At 62.6% G+C, this 19,018-nt stretch carries 14 protein-coding genes and 1 riboswitch; of the genes, 3 read left to right on the top strand and 11 right to left on the bottom strand.

Features of this window, described 5'->3' with window-relative positions:
- Positions 1 to 59 precede the first annotated feature (59 nt).
- Positions 60 to 2,306 carry a thioredoxin domain-containing protein gene (locus INT40_RS13345; RefSeq protein WP_193096241.1) on the bottom strand — a complete coding sequence of 749 codons (2,247 nt, stop codon included), beginning with the start codon at positions 2,304 to 2,306 and terminating at the stop codon, positions 60 to 62.
- A 351-nt stretch (positions 2,307 to 2,657) separates the two neighbouring features.
- On the opposite strand from INT40_RS13345, the gene INT40_RS13340 reads away from it, so the two are divergent.
- Positions 2,658 to 3,566: a hypothetical protein gene (locus tag INT40_RS13340; RefSeq protein WP_193096240.1), complete on the top strand. Its 909-nt coding sequence runs from the start codon at positions 2,658 to 2,660 to the stop codon at positions 3,564 to 3,566.
- 2 nt (positions 3,567 to 3,568) lie between these two features.
- Here INT40_RS13340 and INT40_RS13335 read toward each other — a convergent pair whose 3' ends face one another.
- The gene (locus INT40_RS13335; protein WP_193096239.1) at positions 3,569 to 4,384 is read right to left on the bottom strand and encodes a glycerophosphodiester phosphodiesterase; all 816 of its coding nucleotides are present in this window, start codon (positions 4,382 to 4,384) and stop codon (positions 3,569 to 3,571) included.
- A gap of 348 nt (positions 4,385 to 4,732) precedes the next feature.
- Here INT40_RS13335 and INT40_RS13330 point away from each other — a divergent pair, with 348 nt between their 5' ends.
- Together INT40_RS13330 and INT40_RS13325 are read left to right on the top strand one after the other, a co-directional pair.
- A complete protein-coding gene (locus tag INT40_RS13330) occupies positions 4,733 to 6,223 on the top strand; it encodes an alanine/glycine:cation symporter family protein (protein ID WP_101573244.1) in 1,491 nt (496 codons plus the stop codon).
- A 114-nt stretch (positions 6,224 to 6,337) separates the two neighbouring features.
- Positions 6,338 to 6,637 carry a hypothetical protein gene (locus INT40_RS13325; protein ID WP_101573242.1) on the top strand — a complete coding sequence of 100 codons (300 nt, stop codon included), beginning with the start codon at positions 6,338 to 6,340 and terminating at the stop codon, positions 6,635 to 6,637.
- A gap of 37 nt (positions 6,638 to 6,674) precedes the next feature.
- On the opposite strand, the gene INT40_RS13320 is transcribed toward INT40_RS13325, so the two are convergent.
- The 9 genes from INT40_RS13320 to INT40_RS13280 form a co-directional block, all read right to left on the bottom strand.
- On the bottom strand, positions 6,675 to 7,385 hold the full coding sequence (locus tag INT40_RS13320; RefSeq protein WP_101573240.1) for a hypothetical protein: 711 nt from the start codon (positions 7,383 to 7,385) through the stop codon (positions 6,675 to 6,677).
- 313 nt (positions 7,386 to 7,698) lie between these two features.
- On the bottom strand, positions 7,699 to 8,091 hold the full coding sequence (locus INT40_RS13315) for an ectoine synthase (protein WP_101573238.1): 393 nt from the start codon (positions 8,089 to 8,091) through the stop codon (positions 7,699 to 7,701).
- A gap of 155 nt (positions 8,092 to 8,246) precedes the next feature.
- Complete coding sequence (gene ectB / locus INT40_RS13310) at positions 8,247 to 9,539, bottom strand: diaminobutyrate--2-oxoglutarate transaminase (RefSeq protein ID WP_101573236.1); 1,293 nt, start codon at positions 9,537 to 9,539, stop codon at positions 8,247 to 8,249.
- A 166-nt stretch (positions 9,540 to 9,705) separates the two neighbouring features.
- Positions 9,706 to 10,146: a diaminobutyrate acetyltransferase gene (gene ectA / locus INT40_RS13305; protein ID WP_180959005.1), complete on the bottom strand. Its 441-nt coding sequence runs from the start codon at positions 10,144 to 10,146 to the stop codon at positions 9,706 to 9,708.
- A gap of 723 nt (positions 10,147 to 10,869) precedes the next feature.
- Positions 10,870 to 12,366, bottom strand: a complete 1,497-nt coding sequence (locus tag INT40_RS13300; RefSeq protein ID WP_193096238.1) for an L-serine ammonia-lyase — start codon at positions 12,364 to 12,366, stop codon at positions 10,870 to 10,872.
- A gap of 92 nt (positions 12,367 to 12,458) precedes the next feature.
- On the bottom strand, positions 12,459 to 12,857 hold the full coding sequence (gene gcvH / locus INT40_RS13295; RefSeq protein WP_180959004.1) for a glycine cleavage system protein GcvH: 399 nt from the start codon (positions 12,855 to 12,857) through the stop codon (positions 12,459 to 12,461).
- Between the two features lie 93 nt (positions 12,858 to 12,950).
- The gene (locus INT40_RS13290) at positions 12,951 to 14,234 is read right to left on the bottom strand and encodes an aminomethyltransferase family protein (RefSeq protein ID WP_101573230.1); all 1,284 of its coding nucleotides are present in this window, start codon (positions 14,232 to 14,234) and stop codon (positions 12,951 to 12,953) included.
- Complete coding sequence (gene gcvP, locus INT40_RS13285; protein WP_193096237.1) at positions 14,234 to 17,185, bottom strand: aminomethyl-transferring glycine dehydrogenase; 2,952 nt, start codon at positions 17,183 to 17,185, stop codon at positions 14,234 to 14,236. The genes INT40_RS13290 and gcvP overlap by 1 nt, the downstream gene beginning before the upstream one ends.
- A gap of 143 nt (positions 17,186 to 17,328) precedes the next feature.
- Positions 17,329 to 17,450: riboswitch (glycine riboswitch) on the bottom strand.
- Between the two features lie 281 nt (positions 17,451 to 17,731).
- Entirely contained in the window at positions 17,732 to 19,018 is a 1,287-nt protein-coding gene (locus INT40_RS13280) for an MFS transporter (protein WP_193096236.1), read from the bottom strand.

The raw sequence follows: 19,018 nt of genomic DNA, 5'->3' as shown, positions 1-19,018 counted from the left end.
GCACATCGACGACGCAGATGGACCGCTGCCTGTAGCGATCGCCCGTAATGCTGACTCGCCTAACCGTCGAGGAGTGCGACGAGGTTCTCAACCGTCGTCACGGGCAGTGAGCACTGTGTTCCCTGGCAGACGATGGCGGCACCGTCGGGCACCTCGACCTCTGCACCGTTATCACCAGGGACGCCGGTTGAACCGGTGACCAATGTGACCCCAGGATGCCTGGCCGCGATGCTGTTCAGCGCGGCATCTCGGGTGGCGACACGGACTGGTTTGAGAGCTCGTTCGGACTGCCACAGCGCGTGACCGCAGCCGCGTGGGGCGCGTCCGGCGAGCGCCCTATAGACGCCGAGCAGCCGGTCGCGCAGGTCGAGTAGTCCTCCGGTGCTCAGGCCGTCGGTCTCCGCTCCGCCGTCCACGCCGATCTCTGCGTGCAGAAGTGCCACCTCTGCCGCGGCGGACCTGCCTGAGGGCACAGTATTGTCCACCGGATCGGAGGCTCTGACGTCGAGGATCTCGTCGCCCATGGAATCGAAGACCTCAAGCGTCTCACCCTCAGCGGTGAAGTCTGTGAACATCCTCGCGCTCCATGACCTCAGGTCACTCACCTGCACCGACGCTCCTGGGAGTTGGCGGACCATGATCCCTGCAGTGATGAACTGCGCCCAGTCGGCGAGGCCTGCCTGGCCGGGACCCGGGGTGTCACCGGTGAAGCTGCGCCGGACCTCGAAACTCGCATCGGTGCCGAAGCGTGCGACCATCGCTTCCCAGAAGTGGACAGCTTCACTCCCCCAGCCCGCCGACGGTCCGGTGGCTGCGGAACCACCCACACCAGCACCGCCATCTGCACCAATGCCACTTCCGTCGGACGCACCGGTGTACAAGGCGGCTTCGGCCAGAGCCGTGATTGCCAGCGAGTTCCATTCGGTGATCGTCTTCTCATCCCGCGCGGGCTGAGGGCGTGTGCCCAATAGGTGCCTCAGACTCTCCTGCTGTGCGACCGTCGCCGAGGTGGTCCACGGTGCAGGGTGGTTCTCGTCGAAGGGCACCTCGTCCATGCCCAACCAGTCGATGATGCGGATGGCGGCGACGACGGAGCCGGAGAGTTCCGCGGCGGCCGGCGAATCGACGAGCTGCAGCAGTCCCTCCTCCCCCACCTCGGCGAACTCTTCGGGTGTCACGACGTAGGCGGCACCTTCCTCCAGCACACCGTCAGCATTGAGGGAGTCCGCGTCGAGTGCGGCGATGAATCGGTCACCATCGGACATGTCCGTGGTGAGGAAATTCGCAGTGTCGGTGACCTCGCGTTCGGCGAGCGCCAACCACTTCGAATCCGGGTTGAGTGCACGTTCGACCTTCGCCCATTGCACGGCGGCGCGAAGGTAGAGCGCATTGTCATAGAGCATCTTCTCGAAGTGCGGCACGAACCATTGGCGGTCGACACTGTAGCGGGCGATGCCGCCGCGCACCTGGTCACGCATGCCGCCGCTGGCAATCCGAGCGAAGGTGCTGCGCACCGCGATGAGACAGTCGAGGACGAGCTCGCCTTCGAGGTGTCCGTCGGCTCCCAGCCTGTCGACCACGTCAAGGGCCAGTGCCCCTTCCCTCGCCGAGGTTGTTCCACCCAATCGTACGAATGTGGCCAGGAGCTGCATCAAGTTCATCAGCGGTGGGAACTTCGGGGCCTTGCCGAACCCGCCCCACGCGGGGTCATAGGAGTCGAGCAGGGACTCGGCAGCCGAGTCGAGTTCCTCGGCGCTGAGCAGCTCGGACGCGGCCTCGGCAGGCAGGGCGTCCGAGACGGCACTGGCCATATCAGCCAGACCCCGATCCATACGCGCCGTCATCTCTGTCACCTCGTCGCGGCGCTCCGTCCACGACTGGGACACGGCGGCGAGCACCTGTGTGAAGGCGGGCAGATTTCCCCGCGGGGCCGGTGGGAAGTACGTCCCGGCATAGAAGGGGCTGCCTTGCGGGGTCGCGAAGATCGTCATCGGCCACCCGCCTTGACCACGCATCGCCTGGAGTGCGTTCATGTAATAGGAGTCGATGTCCGGCAGCTCTTCGCGGTCGATTTTGATCGGCAGGAAGTTCTCATTGATGACGCGCGCGATGGCCTCGTCTTCGAAGGATTCATGAGCCATGACGTGGCACCAGTGGCAGGTGGAGTAGCCGATCGAGATGAGCAGCGGCACGTCACGACGGGCCGCCTCGGCGAGGTTGCCCTTCGTCCACATTCGCCAGTCGACGGGATTGTCGGCGTGGGCGCGGAGGTACGGACTGGTGGACGACGCGAGTTCATTGGCCATGCCCCCAGCGTCTCATTCGAATGCCCCCGCTGAGAACCGGCTCGTCATTCCACCGGCGCGAATGCCCAACATGAGGGCAAGGAGCGCTGAGGATTCGGGTGCCTTCAGCAGTCGTGCCTCCCCGTTGCTGCATGCCCATCCACTGAGCCATGTCCTCAGCAGAGCTGATCTTAACTATCAGCTGAGGTGCACTGACCAGGGCGCTCGATCTGCTCTCGGCCAGGGGGCCGACCCGCACAACAGCGGGAGGAAAATCCATCGGTCACCCACCAGAGGCCTTGCTCGCAATCCGCCGCTGCATCAGCAAGGTCGCTTCCTGAAAAGAACAGCCTTCCATGAGAGGATCCTACTATGGATGACTCGACCTCACTGGATGACTCGACCACGCTGAACGAGACGGCTGCCAGAAACGCTTCGGCCCCGATGCGCTTCACCGTGATCGCACTCGCGTTCGTCGTTCACTTCGTCGCCTGGGTCGGCTACTGCTCACTCATGTTCGCAAAAGCCGAGTATTACTCCGCCCAGAGCCTGCCCGCCGGAATTGCCATGTCCGTCCTGGCCTGCCTGGCCGGCGCCGCTGCCATCGTCGTCGCACGCGAGCTCTCGCCCATTCCGCGCAGCATCGTCACCGTGCTCAGCATTGTCATCTTCGGAATCTCGGCCATCGCCGAGGTAGTGGGACACATCGAACGGCCGAGTCCGGAAATGTTGGCGCTGACCTTCACAGAAGTCGTGCTGCTCATCGGCGCATTCGTGTTCCCCTTGGTCATCGTAGGGGTCCTCGTCGCCGTGGTGGGCAAGACTGCAACGGATGGCAAGCCTCCAGTATCGACCAAGCTTCCGGCAGCGGGCCGGGCGACAACCGGTGCGGGGGTCGTTCTTCTTGTCTGCGTGGTGATCGTGTTCTGCTGCCACGTGCCGTTGTTCCAATTCCTCGGTCCGCCTGCATTGCCCTCGTGGTACCGGCCGGCTTGGCCGATCGCCCTGAGCTCGGCAGTCGCCACGGTCGCCGCGGTGTTCCTCCTTGCACGCGCGCAGGGCCGCACTTCTTCACCAGGCTGGTCGCTGGCCATCAGAGTCTCCGGCTTCCTCACCCTGCTCTGCGCAATGTATCTGTGCAGTCTGGCGACCGGTGAGATTGTGGCCTTCCTACCTCTTGGCGACCTGAGCTGGCTGCTCTGGCGGGGAGCCGTGTTGGGACTCTTCATCGGTGCAGTGGCTCTGTTCGTCTCTGCGGCAGCGGGAAAGCCTCGACGCTGACCTCAGAGGGCTTCGACGACCTCGACAAGCCGGTCGGGCCTGTTGGTGATGATGCCGTCAGCGCCGAGGTCAATAGCCTTCTCCATCTCCTCGACACTGTCGACGGTCCACACTAGGCTCGACATTCCCAGCTCGTGGACGTGGCCGAGGAAAGTCGAATCGGCCGCGATGTACTGAGGATTGACCTGGTCGACCCAGGTAGCGAAATCGTGCAGTTCGTCCGGGCAGGGCCTCCCCAGAACCCCGACGGGGACTTCAGGCGCCAGGGCATGGAACTCGCGGATGAAGGCCCAATCGCCGGACTGGACGACGAGCATCCCCGCCGCCAATGCCCGGTCCAGATAATCGGGCACGGATGTCAGGGACTCAACAAGCACCTCGGCGATTCCGGGGTACTGGGCGGGATGCTTGACCTCGAGCAGCAGGCCGGTGCGAGTGGTGTGCACCAACTCCAGCACCTCGCCGAGGTGGGGCACGGTGACGCCGGCGAAGGAGGACCCCTTCCAGCTGCCGGCGTCGAGGGCTGCGATCTCGGCCGTCGTCATACCGCTTACGCTGAGGTCGGCACGCTCAGGGTGGAGCAAGCGGACGTTGGTGGTGCGCTCGAGGGTGTCGTCGTGGATGACGATGAGGTCGCCGTCCCTGTTCATATGCACATCGATTTCGATCATGTCCGCACCCTGCTCGATTCCGGCGGCGAAGGCGGGAATCGTGTTCTCGGGATACTTCGCCGAGGCTCCTCGGTGAGCGATGACCAGCGGTGGAACACGGACGAGGGAGGTAATTGCTGAGCAGGGGTTCAGGAGTGCGATGGGCATGTGGGGACTCCTCGACGATTGTTGCCGGTGACTGCGGGTCGGAGGCCGAATCGCGAAGACGGTCCACCGACGGTGCAGCCCATTGGCGATCAGATTAGTCATCACGAGCAAGTTCGCGATGTTATGAGAGTGGACTGGAGGTGAATCCTGGCCGTGCCGGGCTCACGAGCGCAGCCGTGGTTCGCTCTGCTCACCCACTGCTTCACTTTCCTTCAATGAGCCAATCGCCCCCACACCTGCGCACTACAGGAGCGGCTTGGTGGCAGACTGAAGACATACACAGCGAAAGTTCAGGCTTTCATCCGCCCGAACCTCTGATCGCATGATTGCCGAAGGAGGCTCAGTTCCATGGAGATGTTGCAGACCGCACTGGACGGCATCGATTCCGTATCGTCCTACGTTCTCGTTGCAGTGCTGATTCCCACTGGTTTGTATTTCACCATCCGCACCGGAGTAATCCAAGTGCGAATGCTGCCCGAAATGTTCCGCACGCTCGTCGAACCGGGAGGAAGAGATTCCGAGGGCAATAGGAACATCTCACCGTTCCGGGCCTTTTCCATCTCTGCCGCATCACGGGTGGGCACGGCCAATATTGCCGGCGTGGCCTTGGCCATCTCGCTGGGCGGCCCTGGTGCGATGTTCTGGATGTGGGTGACTGCCATCGTCGGCGGTGCCACCGCTTTCGCCGAGTCCGCACTCGGCCAGGTCTACAAGATGAAGGACGGCCCGAATTTCCGCGGCGGCCCGGCGTACTACATTCGGCACGGGATGAACATGAAATGGCTGGGTCTGATCTTCGCCGTGATCGTCGCCATCACCTACGGCATCGTGTTCAACACGGTGCAGTCGAACTCGATCGTTGACGCTGTCGGAACATCGTTCAACATTGAGGACTCGAACTTCGCATTCACAGCAATCGCCGGTGTGGTCATCGCCGTCGGTGCCTATGCGATCTTCGCCGGTGGAGCCAAGCGCATCTCGAACGTCTCCGCATACCTGGTGCCGATCATGGCCGGTCTCTACCTGATCGTCGGGATCATCGTCGTGGCGCTCAACCTCGGCGCCGTCCCCGACATGATCGCCACCATCTTCTCCGACGCATTCAGCATGAACTCGATCGCCGGTGGATCGCTTGGTTCCATCATGCTCATCGGCGTTCAGCGCGGCCTGTTCTCCAATGAGGCCGGAATCGGTTCCGTTCCGAATGCCGCGGCAACGGCCTCGGCGTCTCACCCAGCCAAGCAGGGATTCGTGCAGGCCCTGGGCGTGTACTTCGACACGATCCTCGTCTGCTCGATCACGGCGTTCATCATTCTGCTGTCCAACCCCAAGTACGGTGACTCCGGCGAGGGAATCCAGTTGACGCAGACGGCGCTGAGCGGGCAGCTCGGACAGTGGGCGATCCACTTCCTCACCTTCGCGATCTTCCTCTTCGCCTTCTCCTCCATCCTCGGCAACTACTACTATGGCGAAGCCAATATCGAGCACCTGACCACCAGCAGGGTCGCCCTGCGGGTGTATCAGCTGATCGTGATGGTGTCGGTCTTCATCGGAGCGATTGCCGCGCTGGACATCGTCTGGACCGCAGCAAACATCTTCATGGCGATCATGGCGCTGATCAACCTCTTCGCCCTGCTGATGCTTTCGCCGCTGGTGTTCAACCTGCTGAAGAACTACCAGGAGCAGCGCAAGCAGGGACTGGAGCCGGTCTTCCACCGCTCCGATCTGCCCACGTTCAAGCACATCAACACCACCGTCGACGCCTGGGACGGCACGGACGAGGTCACCACTGCGAAGTTCTGGCAGGACCGCGGCAAGAAGGTCCGCCCGGACGAGTGACACCGGCGTCCTGTTCACGCAGCGACAGCGCAATCGCATCGGGCGTTCCCCCTCACGGGAGCGCCCGATGCGCATTCACTGCAACCACTACAAGACGACTGGAAGGAAGTTTCCATGACTGTGGACCGCACAGAATTGGCCGAAGCCCTCGCCGAGGCGACCGGATGGTCGGTCATGGCCGATGCCCGCCGAGTGACGTTCACCAATGATGATCCACCGCAGGTGGTCATCTGGACTGTCACCGACGCTGAGATCGGCGAACTCCGTTACAGCCAAAACCGCATGGCCAAGTCGGCCGGAGCTCGACAGACTGCCGATCTAGGAGCATTGTGGCTGCCTGTCTACGAGGCGCTGGGTCCGTTCGAAGGATCCCGGGGATATATGCACGGGACAGAACTGATCATCCGCGAGTGATCTCGGTCAGGACTTGACCACCCTCACTCGCGGTTGGTCAGCGCTTGACTGACTTCGAGGTTGCCCCGGTTGCCCAACTGATCTGCCCGAAGGTGACCCGATAAGTCTTCTTGCTCTTCGTCTTAACCTTGTATGTGGCCTTGCCCTTCTTAGCGGTCACCGTCTTGATGGTTTTCCACTTGCTGCCGGACTTGACCTGGAATTTCACCTTCGGATTGTAGGTGACCTTCCCGTACTTCTCGGGGTTGTAGACCTTCGTCGTCGAGGTCAGAGTGACGGTCTTGCCGCTGCGCTTAGATGCGAGAGAGGCGTAGGTCTTGCCGCGAACGTAGAAGGAGCCCTTGGTGTAGTCGGTGCGCGCATACCAATGCGAGTTGTAGTTGGCATCATCATAGTCAGCGCTGATCTCAGAAGGCCCGATCCTGTACTTCCCTAGTCCCTCCAAACTCGGGCAGATCATTGCCCGATCTTTCGTTGAAGGCGAATGATAATTGCCAAAGTACGCGGAGGTGGTGCTTCCATGGCGGCCAGCAATATCTGCCTCCACGTCCCAACTGTCCACCTTCGACTTCTTGTACTTCATGTGAACATCAAAATATTTGCAGTTGCCGTTTGAGACAACCATGTTTTTCGCCGACAGCTTCGTCACGTCGAATGACATCGTCGCCGCCTCAGCGGACACAGCCGGACCGACAATGAGTGCCACAGCGGCAATAGCAGAGACAAGGGCACGCCTGATGAACTTCATGGAGACTCCAAAGAGTGGAATTGAACAGAGGAATGCCAGAGTCGGAGTCTTGGAATGTGTCAGTCGGCAGGCAGCGTCACGATACTTGAGGTGTCAATAAGCCGAACAGTATCACACCTGAATTCTGCCCGAGCGAAGAACCGTATCTACACAAAAACTGGTGGCCACGGAACCTCGGCGAAACCCGCAATAGCGGATCTTCCTTGGTTCCGTGACCACCAGTCATGGTGTCCGGAATCCCGCACCCAGCTTCAGCAGCAGATCAACGGATCAGCCACCTCGGCGATGGAGCTATTCAGCTCACAAAAGGATCTCAGTCCTCTTCGACGATGAGCGGGTAGACGCCGTTCTCGTCGTGGGTCTCGCGGCCGGTGACAGGCGGGTTGAACACGCAAGCCATGCGCAGTTCCTCGTCGGCGACAACGGTGTGCTTCTCGTGTCCGTCCAGGAGGTACATGGTGCCGTCGGAGAGGGGGTAGGTCTCGCCTGTCTCCTGGTCGGTCAGAGTGCCCTTGCCCTGCACGCAGTACACGGCTTCGACGTGGTTCTGGTAGTGGAAGGTCGAGGTGGTTCCGGCGTAGATCACGGTGTCGTGAAGCGAGAATCCGACTCGTTCCTTACCCAGCACCATGCGGCGGCTGCGCCAGGTCTCCGACTTGATATCGCGGTCTGTGTCGTTGAGGTCATCGCGGTTGACTACGTACATTCGTGGTCCTTTCAATCGGTACATCAGACGGGTTGCCGATGTGTCGGTCGAAATGTCGACCGATCCACCGGCAACGCGTCATACAAGTTTCATGGTTGAGTCTCGGCGAACCGAAGCTCAGTTTTTCAGGCTCTCGCGCTCAGCTGGGAGCAGGCTCAGACCGCCGCGGTTTCTTTGGCCGGAGCGAACTTCAGCACAGCAGCCTCGATGATGTCGAGGCCCTGTTCCAGATCGTGCGAGGAGATGGTCAGCGGAGGCATGATCTTCGTGACCTCATCCTTGGGACCGGAGGTCTCGAGGAGCAGGCCGTTCTCGAAGGCTTCTGCTGCCACCTTGCCGGCAACCTCGTCATCCTCGAAGAAGATTCCGGCGAGGAGTCCGCGTCCACGGATGGATGCTCCCTCTGCCTTCTCCACGATCGAGTCGAGGCGCTGGTGCAGTGCGGCGATTGTGTCGGCCAATTCGTTCTGGAACGTGTTGTCGGCCCAGAAGTTCTTGATCGCGGCGGTCGCCGTAACGAATGCGGGGTTGTTTCCGCGGAAGGTTCCGTTGTGCTCGCCTGGCTCCCAGACGTCGAGTTCGGGGCGGAACAGGGTCAGTGCCATCGGCAGACCCGATCCGGAGATCGACTTCGACAGGCAGACGATGTCTGGTTCGATGCCAGCCTCTTCGAAGCTGAAGAACGATCCGGTACGGCCACAGCCGGCCTGGACGTCGTCGACGATGAGCAGGATGTCGTGCTTCTTGGTGAGCTCGGACAGAGCGCGCAGCCATTCGGCACGTGCGGCGCGGAGGCCGCCTTCGCCCTGCACGGTCTCAACGATGACAGCGGCTGGCTTGTCGACGCCCGAGCCGGAGTCTTCGAGGACCTTTTCAAGCCACAGGAAGTCAGGAATCTCACCGTCGAAGTAGTCGTCGTAGGGAATCTTCGAGCTGTTGGTCAGCGGGATGCCTGCGCCTTCGCGCTTCATCGAGTTGCCGGTCACCGACAGCGAGCCCAGGGTCATGCCGTGGAATGCGTTGGTGAAGGACAGCATGTGCTGACGGCCCGTAACCTTACGAGCCAGCTTCAGTGCAGCCTCGACGGTGTTGGTTCCCGTTGGTCCGGGGAACATCACGGTGTAGTCGAGTCCGCGGGGCTTGAGGATGAGGTCCTGGAAGGTTTCGAGGAACTCACGCTTAGCTGGGGTCTTCATGTCCAGCGAGTGCAGGACTGCACCCGACTGGAGGTACTCGATGAGAGGGTTCATCACGACGGGGTTGTTGTGCCCGTAGTTGAGAGCTCCGGCGCCGGAGAAGAAATCGATGAATTCCTTGCCGTCTTCGCCCCACTGCTTCGCACCATGTGCCTTGGCGAAGGTGGCGGGCCAGGAGCGCGAGTATCCTCGCACCTCTGATTCGCGAGTTTCGAAGATGTCGGGAGTTGTGGTCTTAGAGCTTTCGGTCATCACTTGAGTCCTTTCGACTTCTGGATTACCCGCTTGCCTCGTGAGCAAGCGGCTAGGCGGTGGCCGCGACCGATCAGTTTCGGATACGGCTGTCGCCGGTCGGCGTCCCAGTCGGGATCAGCTGATCCCCAGGGCGCCTGGTGGCACCAGACTTTTCAGCGGTGCATCAAAGTGGTGCGATTTCGTACAGGTACTCGGTGTCGTGTCCGTCCGGGTACAGATCCGGGGTGATCAGCGCACGCCGTTCGCACGACGCTCCGCGCTGCTCAGCGAATGACTGGAACAGACGGTTCGACGCATCGTTATCATCGGTGATCGTTGTCTCCAGGCGGAGCGAATTGGTGCGGTCGGCCAGCTCGTTGAGCATGGTCTTCGCCAATCCGTGTCCGCGGAAGTCCGACGAGACAGCGACCTGCCAGATCATCAGCGTGTTAGGCCGATCCGGGCGGGTGTAACCGGTGACGAACCCGGCGGGCTCTCCGCCGATTCGCGCGATGGTCGAGGTGGCCGAGAAATCACGGCACCACAGGATGTAGGAGTACGAGGAGTTAAGGTCGAGAACGGCCGAATCTTTAGCCAGTCTCCACATGTGTTGACCGTCCTCCATGGTTGGAGTCCGGACATCGGTTTCTGTTTGAGGTTCAGCGACTGCGTTTCTCACGCCCCCAAACCTAACGACCTGAGGATGAGCGTCAACTCGAAAACCGGCGATTCACGCCACATTCCGGTGTGATTCCCGCGCGTGTTCCGCACGTCACGAACCCGGGTTTCCCCATGGCATCTCTGGGATGCGCCAGGGCGCTCCCGCGCGCTCATGCCGGGACAGAGCTTCGTTATCGTTTCGTTACATTTCAACACCTTTGGAACTGCGGTTCCACGGATGTTCCACGTTTCGCCGCCGCTTCGAGTCGTGACTTCGGGATGACTTTTCGATAGGCGCTGAAGCCAGCGCCCGCCTCATTGAGACGTGCGGCAGGGCTGGTTATTGAATGGGTGTGGGTGTGGAGGGCGCGGGTGCGGGTGTGGAGGGTGTGGGAGAGGAGGGCGCGGATATGTGGGTGAGGGTGTGGAGGGTGTGGGAAAGGGCGCCTCAACGGAGGCTGTCGCCGGCACCCGGCACCGATACAGCGCCGGAGCGTCCATACACCTATGCGTGCGTAGGTGTATGGACGCTCCGGCGTGGTCTCGATGGAGACACAGCCTCACGCATAGGGCGCAAGGGCGCTCCTCGGCGCCTAACCTGTGTTTCGGCCCTTAGCCTGTGTCTCGGCATGCGCGCCGGGCTTCACAGGAGCCCCTGGCCCCGCCTACCTCGGCGGCCCGGGCTACCTCAGCACTCCACGACGTTGACGGCGAGGCCGCCCTGCGCTGTCTCCTTGTACTTCGAGCTCATATCGGCGCCCGTCTGGCGCATCGTCTCGATCACCTCGTCGAGGCTGACCCTGTGCTGGCCATCGCCCCACAGCGCCATCCTCGAGGCGTTGATCGCTTTGCCTGCCGCGATCGCATTGCGTTCGATGCACGGGACCTGAACGAGCCCGGCGATCGGGTCGCAGGTCAGGCCCAGGTTGTGCTCCATCGCGATCTCGGCGGCGTTCTCGACCTGCTCGGGAGTTCCGCCCATGATGGCGGCCAGTCCCCCGGCGGCCATCGACGACGCGGATCCGACCTCACCCTGGCAGCCCACCTCGGCGCCGGAGATCGACGCTCTCTCCTTGTACAGGACACCCACCGCCGCCGAGGTGAGCAGGAAGTCCACGATCGCCCTGTGCTTGGCAGCCTCGCCGCCCTTGACCACAGAATCCACATAGTTCAGTGCGTAGTGGAGCACCGCGGGGATGATGCCCGCCGCACCATTCGTCGGCGCGGTGACCACGCGTCCGCCAGAAGCGTTCTCCTCGTTGACGGCCATGGCGATGAGGTTGACCCACTCCAGGTAGTATCCGGGGTCACGTTCGGGGTCCTCGGCCTTGAGCTTGAGATACCAGTCGTGAGCCCGTCGGCGCACCTTGAGTCCGCCTGGCAGGTAGCCCGAACGGTCCAAGGACGCCGAGGCGCATTCCTCCATCACGGAGTAGATGTGGAGGAGACCGTGGCGGATCTCGTCCTCATCGCGCATCGACTTCTCGTTGACGAGCATGATCTCAGCGACCGACATATCGGTCTCCTTGCAGCGCTGCAGGAGTTCGACGGCCGAGTGGAACGGGTAGGGCAGTTCTTCACTGTAAGCCTGCAGCTTGGCGTCGATGACAGCGTCGGCAACGGCGAACTCGTTGGCGTCATCGGTTCCGGACTCAGCAACAGCCTCGGCGGCCTGCTCCTTCTCACGGAACTCGGTCTCTGAGGTGACGAAGCCGCCGCCCACCGAGTAGTAGGTCTCTTCGGCCATCGTCTTGCCTTCAGCATCGAAGGCGGCAATGGTCATGGCATTCGTGTGGCGGGGCTTGATGGTCAGGGGACGTTTGACCATATCGTTCTCGGTGAAGGCGATCTCGACACCGCCAGCAGCGGCATCCGAGTCCCCGGCCACGTCGCCGAGGAGGATTGTGCCGGTCTCGGACATGCGGGTCCGGCGGGCGGTGAGTTCATTGGCTTCGACGTGCTCGGGAGAACAGCCTTCCAGGCCGATCAGGATGGCGTCAAAGGTGCCGTGTCCGGCACCGGTGGCGGCAAGGGACCCGAAGACATCAACCTTGATGTCTGCAACGGATCCGAGCTTGTCGCCCAGAAGTGTGAGGAAGCTCGATGCCGCTCGCATCGGGCCGACGGTGTGGGAACTCGACGGGCCGATGCCGACGGTAAAGAGATCGAAGACGCTCAGTGGCATGGAAAATACTCCGATTCTTTTCGTGTGATCGATGGGACCGGCCACGGGCCGGATGTTTCAGCTGTGGTCGGTCCCATCGGTCGGAGATTGTGTCAGAGGGAGTTGGCCTCTGCGTAGCCTGCTGCATCCATCACTTCGCCCAGTTCGGTGACGTTGACTTCGAACAGCCAGCCGTCGCCGTAGGGGTCGGAGTTGAGCAGTCCGGGGTTGTCCGTGGCTGCCTCGTTGATGGAGGTGACCTCGCCGGTGACGGGGCAGTAGAGGTCAGAGACCGACTTGGTCGATTCGACCTCGCCACATGTTTCGCCTGCGGTGACGGTGTCGCCGACTTCCGGCAGATCCACGTACACGACCTCGCCGAGGGCGTCAGAGGCGACCGCGGTGATGCCGATCTTCACCGTCTTGCCGACAATGGCGTCGGCACCGGCGTTGATCCACTCGTGCTCAGCGGAGTACGTGAAGTTGTCTGGGAGCGGAGGCAATTCAGCCATGATTGTCCTTTTCTGCTGGTTGACAGCTGTATGGGTGAGCAGGTGCCCCCCAGTGTACGAGCCACCGGGGGCAACAACATCAGGTTCGGTGGATCAGTTCTCGCCGCGTTTGTAGAACGGAAGTTCGGCCACGGTGAATTCGTGGGACTTGCCGCGGATGTCCACGAACACGGATGTGCCCGGATCGCCCAGCCCGCGGTCGAGGAACGCCAGGGCGATGGGGTGTCCCAGCGTCGGCGAGGGCTGTCCGGAGGTGATGGTTCCGACGGCAGTGCCGTCCTCGGCACCGACCTCATCTGCAGAAGCGAAGATGGTTGCCCCGGACCGTGCGGCGCGGCGGCCAGCGGAGGTGAGGCCGACGAGCACGCGTGCCGGTTCGGTCTCCCCCAGCTTGGCCAACGCGTCACGAGCTACGAAGTTCTCCTTCGTTTTGAACCCGATCATGCGGCCTAGACCCACGTCGTAGGGCGAGGTCTCGAGGCTGAGTTCGTTGCCGTAGAGCGGCATGCCCGCTTCTAGGCGCAACGAATCACGCGAGGCCAGGCCGCAGGGCACGAGGCCGTAGTCGACTCCCGCGGTTGTCAGGGTCTCCCACAAACGCTCGGCTGCGATGTTGGGAATGTAGAGTTCGAAGCCGTCCTCGCCTGTGTAGCCGGTGCGCGCGAGCATCAGGTCGATGCCCGCGATCGTCAGCGGCATCCATGCGTAGTACTTCAGCTCCCGGACCGCCTCGCCGACGGTGATCCCTGTCGAGTTCACCGAGGAATCATCGCCGGAGCCGTCGACGGCCGCATCGTTGGCCGTCGATCCGTCCGCCGAGGTGGTCGCGGGCCCGAATTCCCCATGTGCACCCTCGTCGAGGGCCCGAAGGATGATGGCCGCGGAGTTCGGCCCCTGCACGGCGATGAGTGCCGTGTCCTCTGACTCGTCGAAGAGTTTGGCATCGGCACCTGGGGACTCCCCCTGCAGGAAGTTCTGCAGGCGTTCCTTCAAGGTCGCGACGACGGTCGGGGTGTTCGAGGCGTTCGGGACGATGAGGAACTCTTCGTCAGCGATCCGGTAGGTGATGAGGTCGTCGAGGATGTAGCCGGCTTCGTTGACCAGCACACCGTACTTGGCTTTGCCGATCTTCATCTTCGAGTACTTCGCCACGAGCGCGTAGTCGAGGAAAGCGGCGGCATCGGAGCCGGTGAGGCGGACTTCTCCCATATGGGAGAGGTCGAAGATTCCCGCGGCCTCACGCACGGCTCGGTGCTCGGCCAGTTCGGATCCGTACTTCAGCGGCATGTCCCATCCGCCGAAGTCGGTGAAAGATGCACCCAGCTGCTCATGGATTCCGTGCAGTGGGGTCTCGCGCGTCGAATTCTCGGTACTCATCAGTCGTCCTCTCCATCGTTGACCTCGAAGGCCTCTGGCGGTGGGCAGGTGCACACCAGGTTGCGGTCGCCATAAGCACCGTCGATGCGGCTGACCGGCGGGAAGTACTTGGTCTGACGCAATCCCTTGACCGGGAACACAGCGGTGTCGCGGGAGTACTTGGCATCCCAGTCATCCATCACGACGGTGGCTGGGTGTGGGGCACCGGCCAACGGCGACTCCTCGTAGGTGTACTGGTCGCCGATCGAATCGATCTCGGCTCGGATGACGCGCATGGCCTCGATGAAGCGATCGAGTTCGTCCTTGTCCTCGGACTCGGTCGGTTCGACCATCAGGGTCCCGGGGACCGGGAACGCCAGGGTCGGGGCGTGGAAACCGAAGTCGATGAGGCGTTTGGCCACATCCTCGGCGGTCACGCCCGACTTCGCTGTGGCCTCGCGCAGGTCGAGGATGGTTTCGTGGCCGACGAGTCCGTGCTCACCGGAGTAGAGAATGGGGAACACATCGTGGAGCTTGGCCGCCAGGTAGTTCGCCCCCAGCAGTGCTGCACGCGAGGCCTCGCGCAGTCCGTCGCCGCCCATCAGCTCAAGGTAGGCGAAGCTGATCGGCAGGACGCCGGCGGAGCCGAACATCGAGGCCGAGATCGGCAGTTCGTGGGCATCCTCGGCACCGGCCACGAGTTCGGCCGCGGTGGGATCGCCGGGCAGGTACGGGGCGAGGTGTTCGCGCACCGCGACCGGTCCGACACCGGGTCCGCCGCCACCGTGGGGGATGCAGAAGGTCTTGTGCAGGTTGAGGTGGGAGACGTCGCCGCCGAACTCGCCGGGCTTGGCCAGACCGACCATGGCGTTGAGGTTCGCACCATCGACGTAGACCTGGCCGCCGGCTGCGTGGATCTTCTCGCAGACGTCGCGGACCTCGGACTCGAAGATTCCGTTGGTCGACGGGTAGGTGATCATGATCGCAGCGAGATTGTCCGCGTTCTTCTCGATCTTCGCGTCGAGGTCGGCCATGTCGACCGAGCCGTCCTCGGCGGTCGCGATGACCTGGACCTTGAGTCCGGCCAGGACCGCAGATGCGGCGTTGGTGCCGTGAGCCGACTGCGGGATGAGGACCACGTCGCGGTTGGCCTCACCGTTGGCCACATGGAAGTTGCGGATCGCCAGCAGCCCGGCCAGCTCACCCTGAGAGCCTGCATTGGGCTGCAGGGACACACGGTCATAGCCGGTGACCTCGACGAGCGAGTTCTCCAGACGGGTGATGAGGTTTCGCCAGCCATGAGTCTGCTCGACGGGGGCGAAGGGGTGGATGGAAGCGAACTCCGGCCAGGTGATGGGTTCCATCTCCGCCGCGGCGTTGAGCTTCATCGTGCACGAGCCGAGCGGGATCATGGTCCGATCCAACGCCAGGTCCCGGTCAGCGAGGGTGCGCAGGTAGCGCATCATCGAGGTCTCGGACCCGTGTGCGCTGAAGACGGGGTGGGTGAGGAACTCGGTATCGCGGTGGAAGGTCGCGTCGAAGGCTGGGGTCGGAACATGGTTGGCACCGAATGTCCCCGCCGAGGCGGCTTCGAAGTCCGCTTCATCGATGCGGGCAATGATTCCCAGGGCTTCAAGCAGTCCGTTGGCATCGGCGACCGAGTGTGGTTCGCCGAAGGAGACGCCGATGGTGGAGTCGTCGATGACGCGGATATTGAAACCGGCGCGTTCGGACACGACTCTGGCTGCTTCTGCGTCGGCGACGCGGATGGCCACGGTGTCGAAGAATTCGCGGCTGACCACCTCGGCGCCGGGTGCGGTGTCCGCGCACGCTCCGAAGGCCTGGGCCAGGCGGTGGATGCGGGAGGCGATGCGGGTCAGGCCGACGGGGCCGTGATAGACGGCGTACATGGAGGCCACGTTGGCCAGCAGTGCCTGCGCGGTGCAGATGTTGGACGTCGCCTTCTGGCGGCGGATGTGCTGCTCACGGGTCTGCAGGGCCAGGCGGTAACCGGGTTTGCCCTGGGAATCTTTGGAGACACCGACGAGGCGGCCGGGCAGCTGGCGCTGGAGGCCGGACTTCACGGCCATGAAGCCGGCGTGGGGTCCGCCGAAGAACAGGGGAACACCGAAGCGCTGGGCCGAGCCCACGGAGATGTCGGCGCCCTGGGAGGCGGAATCCTTGAGCAGGGTCAGGGCCAGGAGGTCGGCGTCGAAGGTCACAAGTGCGCCGCGATCGTGGGCGCCGTCCACGGCTTCGGTGAAGTCGCGGATGACTCCGGTGGTGCCGGGCTGGGCACAGACGATGCCGAAGATATCTTCGCCTACGAGGCCTTTGGCCAGGTCAGCGACGGTGACGCGGAAGTCCATAGCCTTCGCGCGGGCACGGACGACGGCGATGGTCTGCGGATGGAGTTCGGAGTCGAGGACGACGGTCGTCCCCTTCTTCACTGCTCGACGCATGAGGAGGACGGCCTCGGCGACGGCGGTGGCCTCATCGAGGAGGGAGGCGTTGGCGATGTCGAGGCCGGTGAGGTCCTGGACGACCTGCTGGAAGTTGAGCAGCGCTTCGAGGCGGCCCTGGGAGATTTCGGGCTGGTACGGGGTGTAAGCGGTGTACCAGGCGGGGTTCTCGACCAGGTTGCGGCGGATGACGGCCGGGGTGATCGTGTCGTAGTAGCCCTGGCCGATCATCTGCGTGCGCATGACGTTCTGGCCGGCGATCGCGCGGAGGTCACCGAGGACCTCGGCTTCGGAGCGGCCCGTGGGCAGGTCGAGTCCGTCGATCTGAATGGATTCTGGGATGGCTGCGGCCGACAGTGCTTCGAGGGAGTCGTAGCCGAGTTCGGCCAGCATGGCCGCGGTGTCGTCGGCGCGGGGACCGATATGCCGGTCGGAGAAGGGGCGTTCGGTGTCTCCGGTGGGTGCCGTGGTGTGCGCGAGTGAACTTGTGTGGGCGAGTGAACTGGTCAATTGCCGTCCTTGGGTCGGTGTCGCGCCCGCCTATGGAGGACGCACTGAGCAGTGGCGGTCCTCCCCGATCTGTCGGACGCGATCCTCCGTTACGCTGTGCGCACTGTGGCACGGCGAGCCGGAGTCGGCTCCTTCAGATATGCCTGCAATCGGTGGTACTGGGCCTGAGAGTTTCCCGGGGAGGGAATTGCACCTACGGCGCTGCTTCGCACTGTTCGGGCAACCGGTGGTTGCGACAGTTGAGCAGCTCTCCCACGTCATGTCTTAACGGCAGTATTCAATTGTGTGGTTTTGCGTGTTGCTGCTGTGGCTATATTCCTATAGCTGGTGTGGCTATGAACTTATGGGGCCAAGTCTAGTGTCTGCGATCACGGCGGACAAACACCGTGATGGAGCGCGGTTACCCGTGAGTCGGCCGTTCCGATCGGTGAGTCGGCTGTTCCGTTCGTGGTTGTGGGCTCGCGTGCGATTCTGTCGAGGAAATCGCACGCGAGCCCACACTGACGGAGTCAGCAGATCAGGCCTTTCCGCCGGCGGAGAACCGCATCAAATCTCTGCGAGGTCCTTGCCCTTGGTCTCCGGCAGCAGGGCCACGGCGGCGACCGTGCCAAGGCACAGCAGGATCACCCAGCCGCTGGAGAGCCAACTGAGATCGAGCGAATTGAACAGCCCGTTGAGATAGGGCGCCGTTCCACCGAAGACTGCGACGGACACCGAATAGGCGAAGCCGATGCCCTGGGTCCTCACCTTTGTCGGGAATGCTTCTGAAAGCACCGCGGACAACAGCGCACCGGACATCGCGACGATGAGAAGCGCAAAGGAGGAGGCAACGAACAGAGTCCATCCCGCCGAGGTGATCATGGCCATGAGCGGAAACTGGAAGACGGCCATGAGGAGACCGAAGCCGATGATGACCGGGCGACGGCCGATCTTATCCGAGAGTGCTCCCCAGAACGGCAGGGAGATGAGCGCAATGATCTGCGCGCCGACCGTGGCCCAGTAGGCCGTCTGCGCGTCCATGCCGCGTTCGGTGATCGCCAATGTCGACGCGTAGGACGACCATGTGTAGTGGGCTGCGGTGATGCCGGAGGTCATCAGGACGACGAGGACGATGGCGCGGGCAACTCGTCGGCGATCGAGCGGCACGACCTCAGCTGTGTCGGCCACCTCGGCTTCGAACACGTCGCTTTCAACCATGCCTCGGCGCATATAGAGGGCAACCAGCGCGAGCAGACCGCCGAGTGCGAAGGGGATCCTCCATGCCCAGTCGCCGACGGCGGCTTCGGAGAAGACGTTCGTGATGATGCCGCCGATGGTGTAGGCGAGCACGGATCCGCCGAAGATCGCAACGAAGACGATGCTGCCCCAGAAACCACGTCGATGAGCAGGAGCGATCTCCGCGATATAGGAGTTCGCGGTCGCCGATTCACCTCCGTGGGCAAAGCCCTGGGCCATGCGAACCAGAAGGAGCATGATCGAGGCGAGGATGCCAATCTGCCCGTACCCGGGCATGATCGCAATGAGGAATGATCCTCCGGCCATGATGAGCATGGTGACGATGAGGACGAATTTCCGGCCCTTTCGGTCAGCGATCTTGCCGAACACGATTCCGCCCAGCGGCCGCATCAGAAATCCGACTGCGAAGACGCCGAGCGTGGCAAGGACCGATGACACCTTGTCATCACTGTTGAACATGGCTGCGGCTATGAATGGAGTGAACACCGCATAGGCGCTCCATTCGTACCACTCGAGAACATTGCCGATGGTGCTGGCGAAGACCGAACGCCTCTTCAGATGCAGAGGCGCCGTTGCCGCTGCTGCTTGTGCTGTCAT

The organism is Brevibacterium sp. FME17 (assembly GCF_014897515.1).
Lineage (GTDB): Bacteria > Actinomycetota > Actinomycetes > Actinomycetales > Brevibacteriaceae > Brevibacterium.
The sequence above is the reverse complement of the archived record's forward strand: the minus strand, read 5'-3'. Positions and strand labels throughout refer to the sequence as shown.